The sequence below is a fragment of the uncultured Paraglaciecola sp. genome, assembly GCF_963977085.1.
Classification (GTDB): domain Bacteria; phylum Pseudomonadota; class Gammaproteobacteria; order Enterobacterales; family Alteromonadaceae; genus Paraglaciecola.
The window spans coordinates 61,574-77,714 of record NZ_CAXBNC010000008.1 but is presented as its reverse complement, the minus strand read 5'-3'; the positions used below and the strand labels follow the sequence as shown (position 1 = coordinate 77,714).

15 protein-coding genes are annotated in these 16,141 nt (G+C 40.9%); 1 reads left to right on the top strand and 14 read right to left on the bottom strand.

Annotation, left to right across the window (positions count from 1 at the left end):
• The first annotated feature begins 105 nt into the window (after nt 1–105).
• On the top strand, nt 106–1,515 hold the full coding sequence (locus AAC000_RS11465; protein WP_339722810.1) for an FAD-binding oxidoreductase: 1,410 nt from the start codon (nt 106–108) through the stop codon (nt 1,513–1,515).
• Between the two features lie 289 nt (nt 1,516–1,804).
• Here AAC000_RS11465 and AAC000_RS11460 read toward each other — a convergent pair whose 3' ends face one another.
• The 14 genes from AAC000_RS11460 to AAC000_RS11395 all read right to left on the bottom strand — a co-directional run bounded on the left by AAC000_RS11460 (nt 1,805) and on the right by AAC000_RS11395 (nt 16,141).
• Nucleotides 1,805–2,311: an AAA family ATPase gene (locus tag AAC000_RS11460; protein ID WP_339722808.1), complete on the bottom strand. Its 507-nt coding sequence runs from the start codon at nt 2,309–2,311 to the stop codon at nt 1,805–1,807.
• A gap of 218 nt (nt 2,312–2,529) precedes the next feature.
• On the bottom strand, nt 2,530–3,312 hold the full coding sequence (locus AAC000_RS11455) for a YggN family protein (protein ID WP_339722806.1): 783 nt from the start codon (nt 3,310–3,312) through the stop codon (nt 2,530–2,532).
• An 89-nt stretch (nt 3,313–3,401) separates the two neighbouring features.
• Nucleotides 3,402–3,902: a DUF1566 domain-containing protein gene (locus AAC000_RS11450; RefSeq protein WP_339722804.1), complete on the bottom strand. Its 501-nt coding sequence runs from the start codon at nt 3,900–3,902 to the stop codon at nt 3,402–3,404.
• Nucleotides 3,903–3,917: 15 nt separating this feature from the next.
• On the bottom strand, nt 3,918–5,630 hold the full coding sequence (locus tag AAC000_RS11445) for a DUF1566 domain-containing protein (RefSeq protein WP_339722802.1): 1,713 nt from the start codon (nt 5,628–5,630) through the stop codon (nt 3,918–3,920).
• A gap of 112 nt (nt 5,631–5,742) precedes the next feature.
• Nucleotides 5,743–6,456 carry an LrgB family protein gene (locus AAC000_RS11440; protein ID WP_339722800.1) on the bottom strand — a complete coding sequence of 238 codons (714 nt, stop codon included), beginning with the start codon at nt 6,454–6,456 and terminating at the stop codon, nt 5,743–5,745.
• Nucleotides 6,456–6,842 (bottom strand): CidA/LrgA family protein, encoded by a 387-nt coding sequence (locus AAC000_RS11435; RefSeq protein WP_339722798.1) that lies wholly within the window; start codon nt 6,840–6,842, stop codon nt 6,456–6,458. Before AAC000_RS11435 ends, AAC000_RS11440 begins: the two co-directional genes overlap by 1 nt.
• Before the next feature lie 26 nt (nt 6,843–6,868).
• Nucleotides 6,869–8,227 (bottom strand): PEP-CTERM-box response regulator transcription factor, encoded by a 1,359-nt coding sequence (gene prsR / locus AAC000_RS11430; protein ID WP_339722797.1) that lies wholly within the window; start codon nt 8,225–8,227, stop codon nt 6,869–6,871.
• A 12-nt stretch (nt 8,228–8,239) separates the two neighbouring features.
• The gene (gene prsK / locus AAC000_RS11425; RefSeq protein ID WP_339722796.1) at nt 8,240–10,258 is read right to left on the bottom strand and encodes an XrtA/PEP-CTERM system histidine kinase PrsK; all 2,019 of its coding nucleotides are present in this window, start codon (nt 10,256–10,258) and stop codon (nt 8,240–8,242) included.
• A 10-nt stretch (nt 10,259–10,268) separates the two neighbouring features.
• Nucleotides 10,269–11,393 (bottom strand): beta-ketoacyl-ACP synthase III, encoded by a 1,125-nt coding sequence (locus AAC000_RS11420; protein WP_339722795.1) that lies wholly within the window; start codon nt 11,391–11,393, stop codon nt 10,269–10,271.
• A gap of 128 nt (nt 11,394–11,521) precedes the next feature.
• Entirely contained in the window at nt 11,522–12,457 is a 936-nt protein-coding gene (locus AAC000_RS11415; protein WP_339722793.1) for a hypothetical protein, read from the bottom strand.
• A 10-nt stretch (nt 12,458–12,467) separates the two neighbouring features.
• Nucleotides 12,468–13,175 (bottom strand): hypothetical protein, encoded by a 708-nt coding sequence (locus tag AAC000_RS11410; RefSeq protein ID WP_339722791.1) that lies wholly within the window; start codon nt 13,173–13,175, stop codon nt 12,468–12,470.
• Complete coding sequence (locus AAC000_RS11405) at nt 13,168–13,710, bottom strand: sigma-70 family RNA polymerase sigma factor (RefSeq protein ID WP_339722790.1); 543 nt, start codon at nt 13,708–13,710, stop codon at nt 13,168–13,170. Before AAC000_RS11405 ends, AAC000_RS11410 begins: the two co-directional genes overlap by 8 nt.
• Nucleotides 13,711–13,806: 96 nt before the next feature.
• The gene (locus tag AAC000_RS11400) at nt 13,807–14,718 is read right to left on the bottom strand and encodes a LysR substrate-binding domain-containing protein (RefSeq protein ID WP_339722788.1); all 912 of its coding nucleotides are present in this window, start codon (nt 14,716–14,718) and stop codon (nt 13,807–13,809) included.
• 100 nt (nt 14,719–14,818) lie between these two features.
• Nucleotides 14,819–16,141 (bottom strand): tetratricopeptide repeat protein, encoded by a 1,323-nt coding sequence (locus tag AAC000_RS11395; protein ID WP_339722786.1) that lies wholly within the window; start codon nt 16,139–16,141, stop codon nt 14,819–14,821.

The following is a 16,141-nucleotide window of genomic DNA, read 5'->3' as shown; positions in this document are numbered from 1 at the left end:
AACTGCGAATTGCCATAGCTTTGGCAGAGTATTATTTAAGAGTAAAGAGTTAGTTTAACAACGGGCTAACGACCTTAAACGGTAATGAATAGGAGCACTACTTAAATGAACACAATACGTTTTCAGAAAATGGATGGTACAGCTGTAGAAATAGATAAAAGCGAGATTAAAAAACAACTATCAGGTGAAATAATCGAGCCAAGTTCACAAAACTTTGATCAAGCCCGTGCCTTATGGAATGGCATGATAAATATATTGCCAAGCTTAATTGTAAGAGTGAAAAATGAACAAGATGTAGTACAGGCAGTTAATTTCGCTCGCAATCATGGAATTTTGTTAGCCATTAAGTCAGGTGGCCATAACATTGCTGGTAAGGCCTTAGTGGATAGTGGTCTGGTGATTGATTTTAATTCCATGACTGATGTCACGGTTAACCTAGAACAACAGACAGTTAAGGTTAAGCCCGGTGCTACTTTAGCTGACCTTGATAAAGCCACGCAGGAATTTGGCTTAATGGTGCCAACGGGCATTAACTCGACCACGGGAATTGCCGGTTTGACCCTAGGTGGCGGGTTTGGCTGGACAACGCGTAAATTTGGTTTAACCATTGACAGCTTACGTTCAGCGAAGTTGGTTCTCGCATCGGGTGAATTGCTTGAAGTCAATGCCACGCAACATTCAGATCTTTTCTGGGCGATACGCGGCGGCAGTAGCAATTTTGGCGTGGTCACCGAATTTGAATTTAATTTACATAAAGCAGGCCCAGAAGTATTAGCTGGTATGGTGGTGCACCCTTTTGCCGATGTAAAAAATGTATTAACCCAATATCAAGCAGCCATTAATAAAAGTCCTAACGAGCTGACTTGCTGGGTAGTCATGCGCAAAGCGCCCCCACTGCCTTTTTTACCAGAACAATGGCACGGCAAAGAAGTGCTGGTGTTAGCCATGTGTTACACCGGTGATATCGCTCAAGGTCAGGAAGCAACCGCAGAAATTAGAAATATAGGTCAGCCAATTGCAGAAGCTATTGGCCCTATGCCTTTTGTCAATTGGCAAGCCGCTTTTGATCCTCTGTTAACCGAAGGTGCGCGGAATTATTGGAAAAGCCATGATATTGCTAAGATAAACGATGAGGTTATCTCGCAGATTGAAAACGCAGTACAAACCTTACCCAGCGATGAATGTGAAATTTTTCTGGCGCACCTAAGTGGTGCTATGACCAAAGTTGCTCCGCAAGACACGCCTTGGTTGAATCGTGAAACACACTTCACCATGAATGTGCATACTCGTTGGCAAAGCCCCAAAGATGACGAGCTTTGTCGGCAGTGGGCAAGGCAATTACATGCTAATTTAACCCCCCATTCAATGGGCAGTATTTACGTTAATTTTATTCCAGACGGTGATGAAAACTGCATGGCAGAGGCTTATGGCGCAAACTTTGCCCGACTAAAAAGCATTAAACAACAATTCGATCCCGACAACCTGTTTAGGATTAATCACAATATCGTGCCTTAACTGTCTAAGACTGTCGAGTGGATATACCGCTATTTCCACTCGACATAGGGTAAAGCCCAATCACGCTCATTAACAACATTGTTTTTAATGGGCTTTTGTATCCAACTCAAATCAGGTTATGACTTAACTTGCAGTGCAAACCAAACCTTAAGTTGAAAAGGAAAGTTCACCGCCTGTAGTCTAATGAGGGCATAGGAAAAGCGAATTCTGACCTCAATGTGACTAAGGTGAGAAATCACTGATGCTTTGGATCTAGGCCAGTCAGAGTTTTTCTGAGTGACGCACCTTGTTATTTTTGGTAACCACTGCGAAGTAGTTGCATAAGCTCATGTTTACTTTGCTCAGGTGTTTTTGTTGCGGTATCTAAGACGATATCTGGCGATAGCCATTTTTGATAATCCCTTGAGATGACACTTTCCCAATCTGGGAGTAACAGCTTTGGAATATCGGTAATACGCGTTTCAACGCGCTTTCGATGTTCTTGTTTATCTGAGCAAATGATCTCTATCTCTGTGAATGAGGTTTGTGCCTGTTTAGCTACCTTTACCCAGGCTTGCCGCGATTCTTTGACTGGGTTTGTGGAGTCAGCTACAACAGAAATACCATTTTTGAGGTTATCTAAAGCAACTAAAAAGGCTAATTGGTAAGCTTCATCATAGAGATTTATAAAACCTTGCTCTCTTAACTGTTGCTCAATAGTGTCTATGCGAATATAAGCCGCACTAACAGTAGCGGCAAGGTACCTTGAAATCTCAGTTTTTCCTGTCGCGGGTAGACCGCCGAATATATATAACATTGATCTGTTTGCACTTCTTATTGAAATATTATACCAAGCTAAGCTTGGCGAACTTTGGCAATTTGTTGAAGCAATATCGACTCTTGAGTGACGGGGAGTTTCCGTTTTATGGCTTGACTGCTGGAATAAGGTTGTTCAAGGGAACGCAGGTAATTGGCTGCAGACTGTTAGATAAAATCTAATTCACTACTATAAATACACTCTTTTGCTGCGAAGCACTATTGTTCCATATATGCATTCGTGCCGGTTTCCAATACATTGTATGCTTGTAATTCTTTAATCGAGGCTCTAAGTCTATCTTCAGATTTATCTAACTCTTTAAATCTATTACAAAACCATTGTGCTTTAAGTTTTAAACTTTCGGCTTTGGGGCCTACAGTTTGACCTAGCCCTTCGCCCATAGTTTCTAATTGGTTAGCAATGGCGGCAATTTTTTCTTCGCTGTCCTCACCATTAGAGACCAATCCACCGATAGCCGACAAAATGCCGCCCACTGAGGTACTCATCGCCTCTTCTATTTGTTCTTCTAACTCTTGATCGACTAAGTCGTTGACCTGTTCAAGCTTGCCAGGTCCCATATAAAAATTATCATTCGCGCGGACAAATTTTTCTTTGACGCTCAGTTGCACACGCTCCAGAGATTTTTGCAGTTTCTTCTGGCTTTTATCGTCTTTTACTAAGCCACCATATACTTGTTCTATGGTTTCTATTGCTAGCTCTACGCCTTCGTTAGCCAACAAAATCATTTTAGGCACTACTTGATGAATACCATTAGATAACTCGGTTAGCTCTTGCTCTTGCTGTTCATCTAAATCAATCCACTCGCCTTGGACAATTAACTGAGCGGGGTGATTAATTTGATAAACAGTCCGGCCACCTTCGTCAATCACTCTGATCTGTTGCTTGCTCACTACTACACCGTAATTAAGTGAAACTTCACAGTTAGATCCACCATGGGCAATGGAACTCATCAATAATAATGTCAAAACCAAGAAACGCATAAAAATCCGATGATTATAATTCGGTTACCAGTCTGCCTTTAAACGGAATAAAAGCAATATCAGATCAGATAAGACAGACAAAACTCGCGTTAATCTGCGGTTTTGACCAGTCGAGTAAACACAAATAAATTTTTATCTTTAAGAGAGTTGCTGCTGTTAAAAAAGGCAATCACCCATGCTCGTTTGGGATCGGCAATAGAAGGGGTTGAAGTCCAATAGTCATCAGAGTAGGTATTTGGGAAAAACAATTCGTTAATCGCAGGGCGCACACAAGCTCGCTCAGTTAAACTGGCTAATTCTTTCATATTGGGAACACGCCAACCTAATTGCCCTGCATATTCGTAGCCATGAGCCGCTTGTAACGCTTGTTGCCAAGTCAATTCATGGGCATTTCCCGAACAAGTTTCGTTTTCCCATGTTTGCCCTAAGCTACAGCGCATCCACACTAAACCCAATGACGCGTCTGTTACTGTACCATCAGCATTATCCACAAACTCATCAATTTTTAAGCTTGCGTCATAGTCAGGTAAACATGTTTGGCTGCTTGCCACGTAAGATATAAACAAACAAAATAGACACAAGACTTTCATACCAACACCTTCATATTATCGCCCTGCCCTAACTAAACGCACTCTAGCTGCAGTTGATTTGTTTAAAAAATTATCATTGCCCGACGAAAAATCAATAGCCCAAGCATTCTGAGCTTGTTCATCTATAAAACCGTCGGCACTTGCATCCTGGGTCCAATACCAAACCGGTGCAGTTATTGAATCAGTGGTATTTGGAAAATAGTCGGCATCAATCATAGGTGCAGCAGCATGCCCCAAATGCAATATAGACAATAATTCATTGTGAGTAGGTAAACGCCAATCCCTGAAGTTACATAAACCTTGCAAATTAACTTCGGTAATAAAGGCTTGAGTGTTGCAATTACTAAGTGAACAACTGGCTGCTAAACCACTTTCATCGCCATCGGTGACATCTTCATCACTTTGATACCAAGAATAACTGAATTGACTACTATGCAAGTTTGTCGTCAGAGCATCTGTTTTAGACTCCCAAATCAAGCCTGTAACGTTATCTCGGACACAACTCCATGAAGAATTTTCGTCATCCACTTCATCTCCAATTGAATCTAATCGTGTAAAATCAAAACCTTGTTGACCCCGCCCGGCTTTTTCAGATAAGCCATTTGCATGAATAATATCTTGACCTCTTTGCCCATCCTGACCGGGATAATCAGCTTGATAAAAGTTGAGTACTTGGGAATCGTTTGCTTGCAAAATAACCCCCGTATCATTAAGGGGTTGAATTGGCAACGGCTTAACGCTGACTGTTAAGCTGTCGTCGACTGAGTTCCCTATGGCGTCAGTTACTCTTAAGGTAAAAGTCACGGTTTCAGTGTCTGTTACTGCAGGGGCAATGGCGACAGTTTGCAAAGCATTGATGTTTTCTATTTGCGGATCTTTTTCAGAATCATTTAACCAAGTCGTAACTAACGGCTCTGATGAGGCCACTGTAGTGCTGGCAATACCGTTTAAGTTGATGCTTTCGCCGCTAAAGACTTGATGGCTGATGCCAGCATTCACTTCAGGTAAGGTATCTGCAGCACTTTGGATATTCAAGATTACAGATGCAACATTTTCTGCCCCCTCTTGATCCGTCACAGTTACAGATATACTGACTGAGTTAGCTTCATCAAGTATTGGTGTAATAAAAGCCAGACTGTCACCTTGCAAACTAATACCTGTTAATACTGATTCACCGGCAGTTTGTTGCCATAAATATGCCGCAATTGGGTTATCCGAATCAGTGCTATCGGTGTCGCTACTGGCGCTAGCGTCTAAGGTGACTTCATAACCAGCAGGGAAATGATTGTTTCCTAACCCTTGGAATTGGGTTATTTGTATTTCTGCAAAAGGGGGGCTATTCACAGGGTTAACCTGATATACCACTGAATCGCTACCCTTATTTCCATCTGCATCAGTCACTTCAACCGTAAAAGTGTAAGTGAGACTATTGCTGGTTGTAGGGGCGGTAAAAGTTGCGGTCGCTAAACTAGTATCATTATGGGTAATAGCGATGGCGGGTGTCACAGTCCACTTGTAGACCAATGGGTCACTCTGCCCTAACGCTTCTGCGCTCAAGGTCACTGTTGTTTGTTCATCAACATTTTGGTCACCACCGGCATTTACCAATACGCTAGGTGTGGGCGTTTTAGTGTCGTTCTCAAGTGTACTTCCCGAACACCCCACAAAAAAAATGCTGAGACTCAAAACTGTCAAAAAGGATTTATGGATGGACATAATAATGGACAAGCAATTCTCTTCTTATGCAATACATTAGCTAAAACTAAGCAGTTACTGTGCCACTCGCACGTCTTAATTTTGCCATGACGAAAAATCAAGGATGTTGAACTAGGATTTCAATTCAAGCAAACAACCAAAAAAAAAGTGGTAGAAAAATAGCGGTGAGAATACCATTGACACATAATGCCATGGTTGAAAAAGCTCCTGCTTTTGCATCTATTTGATGAGCCCTTGCCGTGCCAATAGCATGAGACACAGTGCCTAAGGCTAAACCTTTGGCTCGAGGGTCATCACACCCTGTTAACTTAAAAATAATTTGGCTGAACATCACCCCCAATATACCTGTGACTACCACCACACCTGCAGCAAGTTCGGGTAACCCGCCAATAATGGCAGTAGTATCCACAGCTAGTGGTGTGGTGATTGACTTAGTCAATACAGATAATTTAACAGGGTCTGAAAAATCAAATAGGCTTATCCAGCCAACTGCCAGAAGTGGCGCAATACAGCCACCTATAATAATCACTAACAAACCTTGGCTACCCGCTGCATAAATCACTCTAATTTGCCGGTACAAAGGAATTGCCAAAGCCACAGTAGCTGGGCCTAACATCCAACTTATTGGGTTTACAAAGCGTTGATAATCCTGCAAAGGAGTGCCGCTCCCCGCAAGTATTCCAGCGATCAATATGGCACCCACCACTATCGGATGAAACAAAGGGTTGTGTGAAAAATTTTTAAAAATCCACAAGGCTAGAATGTAGACAAGTAAAGTGAGGGATAACCATACTAGTTGCTCTGGGGGTATAAACTGAGTCACCGATTGCCAATCCATTACTCTTGATCATCCTGAAAGTCGCTGTTTTTTGATGGCTTAAAAAAACGCTTCCCTAACCATGACGTGATACATAAACTCACCAAAGTACTGAGCACAATAGCAAACAAAAATAACCACAAATTATTACCCAGTTGCTCTGCGTAAAACCATGCGGCGAGCAAAGGAGGAATAAAAAAGAAAGACAAATGCCTCAAGAAAAATTGACTGACTTGCTCTAAGGATTTGGGTACACGACCTAAAAAAACTAACCCAATAAATAACAGCAACAGGCCTAACAAAGCAGCTGGCAAAGCCACAAAATGACTAAGTCCATTTCCTAAAAACCAAAACAAAATTAGCGTAAAAAAAGCTAAGACTGATTTAACAACTTCTCTTTTAGGCATGATATAACTCTGGCAGTTTGACAGGGTTAACTGCCAGTTTTAACATCTTCTAAATGATATTTTTCAATAAGAGAATACAAAGTGGGTCTAGTCACGCCTAATAGCTCAGCCGTTTTAGACATATTTTGTTCTGCGACCAAATAAGCGTTACGTATCGCCCGACTTTCAGCAAGTTCTCTGACTTCCCGTAAATTTAGGGTATCGATACTGGGTCCATCATCTTGATAGGTCAAGCTTAAATCCTCAGCCTGAATATGGCTCCCCTCAGCCATAATCACTGCAGATTTAAGTTTGTTCTGAAGCTCTCGAATATTACCCGGCCATTTATGTTGTTTCATGGCTTTAATGGCTGACTCACTGAAACCTTTAAGCTTAGTTTTAAATTCTTCGTTGTACTGCACCAAAAAGGTCTTTGCCAATAACACTACGTCGTTATCACGCTCTCTAAGGGGAGGAATGAGGATACTGATTTCCCCTACTCGGTAGAACAAATCTTCACGAAACGTTTGCTCGGCCACCATAGCCGGGATATCTCTGTGAGTAGCGCAAATGACCCTAATATTGACTGGAATTTCAGATCGCCCCCCCACTCTTTCGATAACACGTTCTTGTAAAAACCGTAACATTTTGGCTTGTAACCCAATTGGCATGTCGCCAATTTCATCCAAAAACAGAGTACCGTCTTGAGCCGTTTCAATCTTGCCAGGAGTCGTTTTATTGGCGCCAGTAAAAGCACCTTTTTCATAACCAAAAAGTTCACTTTCAAGTAAGTTTTCTGGGATTGAGGCGCAGTTAATGGCAACAAAGGCTTTGTCTTTTCGCAAACTATGTTCGTGAATACTGCGAGCAAACACCTCTTTACCTGTGCCACTCTCTCCCAGTAATAAAGTACTGATATCAGTTTGTGCAATACGTTCGGCTTTTCTACTGGCCACCAAGATACCTTCACTTTGGCCAATAATTTTGTCCATTGAAGGTGCCAGTTCTGCCAAATGGCGATTTTCCATTTCTAAATTAAAAAGATTAATGGCGCGACTAACTAAAATTTGAATGGTGTCTGAGTCGATAGGTTTTTGGTAAAAATCGTAAGCGCCCAAATTCACGGCCTTTAAGGCATTCTTTTTGTCGTTATTACCTGTTACTACTATCACTTTGGTTTGAGGCGCTAAAGCTAAAATTTCTTCTAGGGTAGCTAATCCTTCTGTGGCATTGCTGGGATCCGGCGGTAAGCCTAAATCTAGCGTGACAACCTTAGGTTCAAAGCGCCGTAATTGCGCAATAGCCGAGGTACGATCTTCTGCAAAAATAACTTCGTAGCCTGAAAAGCTCCACTTTAATTGTTTTTGGATCCCTAAATCGTCATCGACGACCAAAATCTTATCCATGTGTCAAAACCCTTAGCTTGTTGGTATACGTAATGTAAAAGTTGTACCTTGCTGTTGTTTACTCTGCACCTGTAACTGACCACCTATTTTTTCTAAAAAGGCTTTAGCATCAAAGGCCCCAATGCCCATACCAGCGTTACCTTTAGTGGTATCAAATGGTTTAAACAGGCGGGTTCGAATAAAATCTTCGCTCATACCGCAACCTGTGTCCACAATATTGATCAACATATGCTTTTCATCAACAGATAATTCAATGCCAATTTCCACTGTACCATCATCGCTAGTGGCTTGTTGAGCATTACTCACTAAGTGGTAAATAACGTTACTTAATTTATCTTTGTCTAACACCACAGGCGTTTCACTTTTAACTTGCACAGTAGGAATAGGTAAATACGAGCCGCATCTTTGCTCGACCACTTGCTCAATACACTCCGATAAACTAACTAGACTATCAGCCCCGTCTTGCAATGCATTTTTTTCAGTCAATTGATAAAGCATTTTATCCATTCTAGCCTTGGTATGCTGCAAGGTTTCGAAAGTATCGTCAATAAACTCAGGGTTATTTTTATGCTGCTCTGCATTCGATAAAATGAGATCTATTTGCGCTAATACATTTTTTAAGTCATGGACAATAAATGCCGACATCCTAGTAAAAGCAGCAAACTGGGCATTTTCAGCTAGTTCTTGCGCTGCTTGATGATGAAACAAAAAATTCGAAATTTGTGCGTTCACTGCGGTCAAATAATCCCTTAGTTCCCAATTGAGATTTTTACTGGTGTTATCTGAACCTTGCATTACCACCATGCCCCAAAATTCTTCGTCATCATATATGGGGACCACCAATTGAAAAGAGACACTATTTAGCAGCCCATGATTCACTTTTAATTCTTCATATACGTAGGGCTGGGTTCTTAGCTCCTCAATATCAATAATCCAATTTTTGGTTTTGAAAAATTCCGAAAACACTAACAATACCGTTTGTTCATCTTCATTCAAATTAGGGTTTTCTATATTCGCGAGCACTTTTAACTCGCCATTGTGAACTTGGATAAAATTCCCCGTTTGGTAATCAATGGCTTGAGTAAACCCGCGTAAAGCGGTGGCATACACATTGTTGTCCGACTCTTTGGTATTGAGGCAATGTGTTAACTTTAACCACTCGTGGCGATAGTCAAATTGATTGGCAAAGAAGTGTTTGGTAATAAACACCTTAATTTTTGTGCGAAAACTCATGGAAAGAAACAATGTCGCTAGTAGCGCTAACGACAAGGCAATCAATACTACTTGAATGGTGGCTCCCCATTCTCCCCCTAAATACTTGACTGCATACCCCAGCATAGCCATAACAAATAGATAACCGCCAGCTACCATCAGCAAAGTACTATGCATCACTATATCTCTGGAGATATAGATTTCTACTCCCCAGTTTTCGACTCGCCTGATGGCCAATACCAAAAACGGGATCATCGCTGAATAAATGTAACCTCTAGCAGCAATGTAATTAATATGAATTTGTTCCACCATCAAGGCATTAGCAAAAGTGACAAATTCAAAGACACTGATGACTGCCAAATACAATATGAGTGGCTTCAACGCCCATCTATTATCACCGGCTTGACGATATATAACCTCGAGTAAAACAAGCACTTCTAAAGCGATAACAGTCTGAAGTAGAAACCTCCATGACTCCTTTTCAAGACCCAGATAAGGCATTGCCAAAGCGGTAATGGGCAAAGTTAAAATGAACCAAGTCTCTTTGCGACTTAACACTTCAAGAATATTGGTAAAGTTATCCTTTAAACAAGACGCTAAAAACAGCAGCCAAAATAAGCTTTTAAGATTGTCAAAAAGTAATAATTTTTCGACCGATAACTGAGGGAAAAGAAAAGGTGCGACAGACCATAAACAAGTCGCACCTGTGGCTAGAATTAACAAATACTTTGCTAACCCAGATTTTCGAACCGTTAACAACAGCAATAAAAGAATGGCATAACCAATTGTACTGATTGCATATCCAACAGTTGCGATCATAATGCGCCCTTTATTGCTTTTTTATAACTAAACTACCAATTGAATAACCCGCACCAAAGGAACATAACAAACCAATGTCACCTGAGTGCAAGTCTTTGTGATGTAGATGAAACGCAATAATCGAGCCCGCTGACGCGGTATTCGCGAAGGTATCTAAAACGATAGGCGCTTCTTCTAAAGTCGGTTGCCTAGCGAGCAACTTACGACTGATCAAAGTATTCATATTGATATTAGCTTGATGCAACCACCACCTTGATACTTCTTCTGCGCCAAGTTGATGACGTTGCAAATGCTCAGAAATATGCGCAACGGCCATAGGACAAACTTCTTTAAAGACTTTACGTCCTTCTTGATGAAACAAGTTATCAGCAGCAAAAGGGTCAACATCATTCGCATGACTAACATAACCAAAATTTGAACGAATATTATTTGAGTATTGGGTCACAGCTTTAGTACTTAATATTTCAAAAACATGTTCTGAATCAGCAGTATCCGCGCTTTCCACCACCATAGCCGTAGCCACATCACCAAAAATAAAATGGCTGTCTCTGTCACAAAAATTAATTTGTGGCGTGGTTAATTCTGGATTGATCACTAACACGCCCTTTGCAGTACCAGCAGCAATCATTTCATAGGCACGATGCAAAGCAAAAGTCGCCGCAGAACACGCCACCAGCATATCAAAAGCAAACCCTTGAATACCTAAAGCACCTTGCACTTCAATAGCTAATGCTGGGTAAGAGCGTTGTGTATACGCACAAGACACAATGACAACGTCTATATCATCAGGGGTTTTGTTAGCTGCTTTTAATGCATCTTTGGCTGCATGGATAGCTATTTCGGCTTGATCTGATAATTCATCCTCGGAACGTAGCCGAATTTTAGGGCGCATTCTATTGATATCTAAAATGCCTTCTTTTACGTAAACATGTCGACTCTTGATACCTGAAGCTTTTTCAATAAACTCGGCACTTGAAAGTGGCTTTGATGTGACCTCGCCTTGTTCAATGGCGCTTAGATTCTGTTGATTAAACTGAGTCGCATAGGCGTTGTATGCTTCGACTAATTCTTCATTACTAATACTGTGTGCGGGTTTCCATAAACCAGTACCGCTAATCACTACCGAAGGTGTCATGTAAAGTCCTAACTAAAGCAAAATAGGCCACATAATAAGTACTATGCAACCGAGTAATAGTTAGCTTATCGGTTTGTAATAAAAAAGTCAGCTTGAAGCTGACTTTTTACTTTAATAACTGTGCTTATTTAAAATAAATAAGTCTTTGCTGCTGTTAACAATTTGTCTTTGTTAGATTTTCCAGTTACGCAGGCCTGTATATCTTTATGTTTAAAGACATATACCTTATCGTGTGAACCTATCACACTGTCATTATCCGCATCCATAAAGTCAGACAATAAGAAAGTGACATTTTCATCCTCTGATAAAGACCTTAGTCCCGCGCCATATCTGCACAACATGTCACCAATAGTATCTTCAAATAAAGATAAAGACTCATTATATAACTTCTGTTTAACCGCTTGACGCTTAGCCACTTCCTGATTACGTTCGGCTTCTAATTCGCTACGAAATTTCTCTAGCTCTTGGGTTTTAGCTTCTAACTTAGCAACTTCTTTATCCAGTTCACTTTGACGCTTTTCAATCTCTTTGCGACGCTGGGCATCAGCATTGCGTTTTTCAAAGTCTAAGTCTCTGCGGGTTCGGTCATACTCACGTTTTTCCCAACCTAATTCACGTTGCTCTTCACTTAAGTCACGCATTTTATCTCTTAATTCATCATCATAATGTTCGCCATGTTCAATGAATTGCATCACCATATTTTCTATTTCGACTTCATTTTCAGCAAGGTTAAAATCGAACCGATCACCACTTATTTTTGGTGCCGTAGGAATACTGCTAATCAACCCATTTAAGTCGAAACCAAAAAAGTTACCACCGTGCCTGCCGCTGTCTATTTCAAACACCACGCCTTGGTCGGCGAGATAAAAAACCGCTTCAGCACGAAAACGAATATTTTTATTTGAATTTTGCTGTTTCAATGATGCTTGCAAAATATTCAGCATAATTCCTACTTCATTTCGCACTTCTTTTATATCGGTTTCATTAGTTTTAGCTTGCAGTGGACTGACTGCTAAACTCCCAAAGGCCAATGCCAATAAGGTTTTTCTAATTGATAAAGTCATGATTACTTCCTCATTCGTTAATAGTGCCAGTTAGCTCAGGCTTGGCATAAATATCTTGTTGTAATTTGTTTAATTGACGCGCATAAAATAGTTGGTCGTCGCCACGTTGTTCGTTGACATACTTAATCAGTTCGGCAAAGTCTTCGCGTCGCTCTTTGCGACTGACGCCTAACAAATATTGGGTTAGTTGGGTACTGGCATCCATTTGTTGTTGCCCCATTGCTTGGGCATATTCTGTTAACGCTACCTGCTGCACTTGCTGAAACTCTGCCAATCGGTCATTCACTAATTTATCAATTTCCTGGGTACTTTGTTTTCCAGCAAAACTAATAGTCATTGCCCCGTCATCCATGCGCACTTGCAGTCCGGTCAACACCATCACAATAGCCAACATTGAGGTGGCAAAAGACAAAGTAGGCAAACCTTGCCATTGCCACCATTTGGCTTGTTGTGGCATATCAAAAGTGCTTGCTCTGTCCCAGTTTGGCACTTCATCACTGTGATAATGCTCACTCTGCACAGCGAAGATGTTGTAGGTCTCTACTTGCTTAGCAAACTTCTCATCTTGCAGACAACGTTGTTCAAATTCATGTTGTTGAGTGTCACTAAGTTGTTCCTCTATCCATAGCCCCAACAACTGCTCGTTACTTAATCTAGACTTGTTAACGTCAGGCTTACCTAAGTTAGCCCCAGCCGACTGAGATTCATGTTTAGGCATAATCAACCTCCATTAAGGTTTTCAATTTTTCTAATGCACCATATAAGCGAGATTTAGCTGTGTTAGCAGACATCCCGGTTTGTTCGGCAATTTCATCGAAAGTAAATTGTCCGAAAAATTTCAATTCCACTACCGCTTTTTGTGACATCGGCAGTTGTTGCATCGCACTAACAAGTTGCTTATTTTCTTGACGAGTATAAATACTGTCTGCAGCACTCACTTCTTCGCTTTCTATTTCTGGTGAATCGTCTAACCCTTGGGTGGGCTTTTTGCGGCGATAAAACTCAATACAACGAAAATGTGCGATACGAAATAACCAACTTTTAAAACTACCTTCGTTTCTAAAACTCGCTAAATTACGAAATACTGAAATAAACACTTCTTGCATTAAATCCAAGGCATCTTCATTTTTTCCAGTCATACGCATACCATAGTGATAAATGGGTTTTTCATAGCGTTTAAGCAAATTCAGCCAGGCATGTTTATTGCCCTGTAGCGCTTTTGCTATAAGTTGCTCGTCGGTTTTTTCAAACACTGTTTTTAGTTCCCTTCGTTTAGGGTGTGTCCCCTTTCCACATTAGAGTCGAGGGACAAAGTAAAAAAGTTTATTTTTAATTAAAAAAATTTGAAATTAACGGGTCAATGTAGGAATTGGGATCAAAGGAGCGACTAATTCAGCCAGATAACGAAATAATCTGACCCGTGTTGTACCGTTGCGCCACACCATACCAATTTCTCGATAGGCCATATCTTCAGCTGGCATCGAAACTAAAGGTTTAGTGCTTAAAATATGATTTTGAATAGCCAGTTCAGGCATAAAAGTGAAACCCAACTTACTATTCGCTAATTGCACTAAAGTATACAAACTGCTGGCAGCGAGTGAACTCACTTGCTCTCTATGCGCTAAACCACAAGCACTGACCGCATGTCCCGTCATACAATGCTCTTGCTGCAATAAAAAAACACTCTGTTTAGGCAATGCTGATACATCTAGTGGCACAGGCAAGGTTTCGACCAAATCGCTATGAGCAATTAAATGAAAAGGATCATGACCTAATACCAGCTGTTTACATCCTGGGGTATCCATAGGTAAAGCTAAAATAAGTAGATCTAAGGCACCTTCATTGAGCTGAGTCAATAAATTAGCGGTAGTGTCCTCTTGCAACTGTAGCGAGATATCAGGGAGATTTTGCTTAACGTTATCAATCAAGCCTTCAAAAATAAAAGGCGCAATAGTAGGTATCACCCCAATTTTAAGTTTACCAGCTTGCCAATTTCCCGCACTTTGGGCGAAGTCGATCAATTCGTGGGCATCGGTTAATAAAGCTTTGCTGCGCTCAACCAGCTCCAAGCCCATAGGTGTAAACACAAAGGTTTTGTGATCACGCTCTAACAACTGAGATCCAAATTGTTCCTCAAGATTCTGAATCGCGGTACTTAATGTTGACTGGCTAACATGACAATGTACTGCCGCCCTGTGAAAGTGTTGTTCTTGATGCAACACAACCAAATAATGAAGATGTTTAAGATTAGGCCATTTCATATTTATTCATCTATAAAAACGATTAGTATCTCCATGATAGATTAGATTTACAGATAAAAAAAGCGCCCTTAGGCGCTTCCTTAGAAAGTTAAGATGAGCCTTAACTACCTATAGACGCATAATTAGCAAATTGTTTTCTTTCGCCTTCAACAAATTTAGACCATTGTTGTGCCATGCCTCGGCTACCGGGATATTCTTGCGCTTTAGCAAGTTGGCTTAACGCTTCGTTATATTCGCCCACATTAAATTGTGCCATGCCGATCACTAAATGCGACATACCTTCGTTGCGCAAACCGCCTTTCTCTATGGCTTGCTCGGAAGCAGCAATAGCTTGGCTCCATTTATCCATATTTAAATACATCTGACCTAATTGTGCATAAAGCTCGCCTGTATCCGATAATTTAGCGGCCGCTAACATAACAGGAATGGCTTTTTCAGTTTCTTTAGCAGCATTCCAAGATTGCGCTAAAAACGTTAGATTGCGCTCATCTTCAGGTAATTTACCTGCATCTATGGCTTTCTGCATCACCGCTGCGGCTTTAAATGGTAGTTGATGGTAATAATAAAGTTGCGCTAAGTTGAACATGTCTGAACCAGTCGCGATATAACTTTTCTGCTCGGCAATTTCCATAATCGCCAACTGTTTTTCTTCTTGTTCAAGTTCGCCGTACATCCCGGCAAGTTGTATCCAATACTTGGGGGCTTCAAATTTTTTGACTAATTTAAGCAATACATTTTTAACGTTTTCAGGCTGTTTCAATTCAAAATAAATCGCTCGTTGTAATACGTACCACTGTTCATCTACTTGAAAACCTAAGTCGTTGGTTTCTATTTGCTCAACAGCGGCATTAATATACTGAGAAGCGGACGCATAGTCTTGCTTTTGATACATGGCTTGGGCTTTTAAAACCAAATTTTTAGCAGGGATCTCTTTATTGGGGTAGAGATTTTTTTGAATGGCTTCCCATTGTTCGATTTTCGCAATAGTTTTATCGTAGTTGCCACGCATCATATGTAACTGCGCTAGACTAAACAAAGTTGCTTGTTCGAAGGTTTCTGGAATTGGCTGCTGCTGCACTACATTCTCGAAGGCTGCAATCGCTTGGTCATAGTTTTCAGCTTCATAATGAATAAAACCATAAAAATTATACATCATGGCTTGTTCGTAGCTATTCATTGAGCTGGCTTTAGACTTTACGTTATCCAGTACTTCGAAGGCTTCTGCTGGATTGCCAGCATCGGCTAAACTTTGTGCTCGGGATAATTGGTCGTAAACTTTAGAACGCAAAGTAGGTACACGTTGCGTTTTACGCTCTACTTTTGCTTCTTCTGCGTATACAACGCCTAGTTGTATACTTGTTAGTAACACACTTGTCATTAAGACAGGTGCCGCCAATTTAAGTAGTAATTTATTCATCGCCAT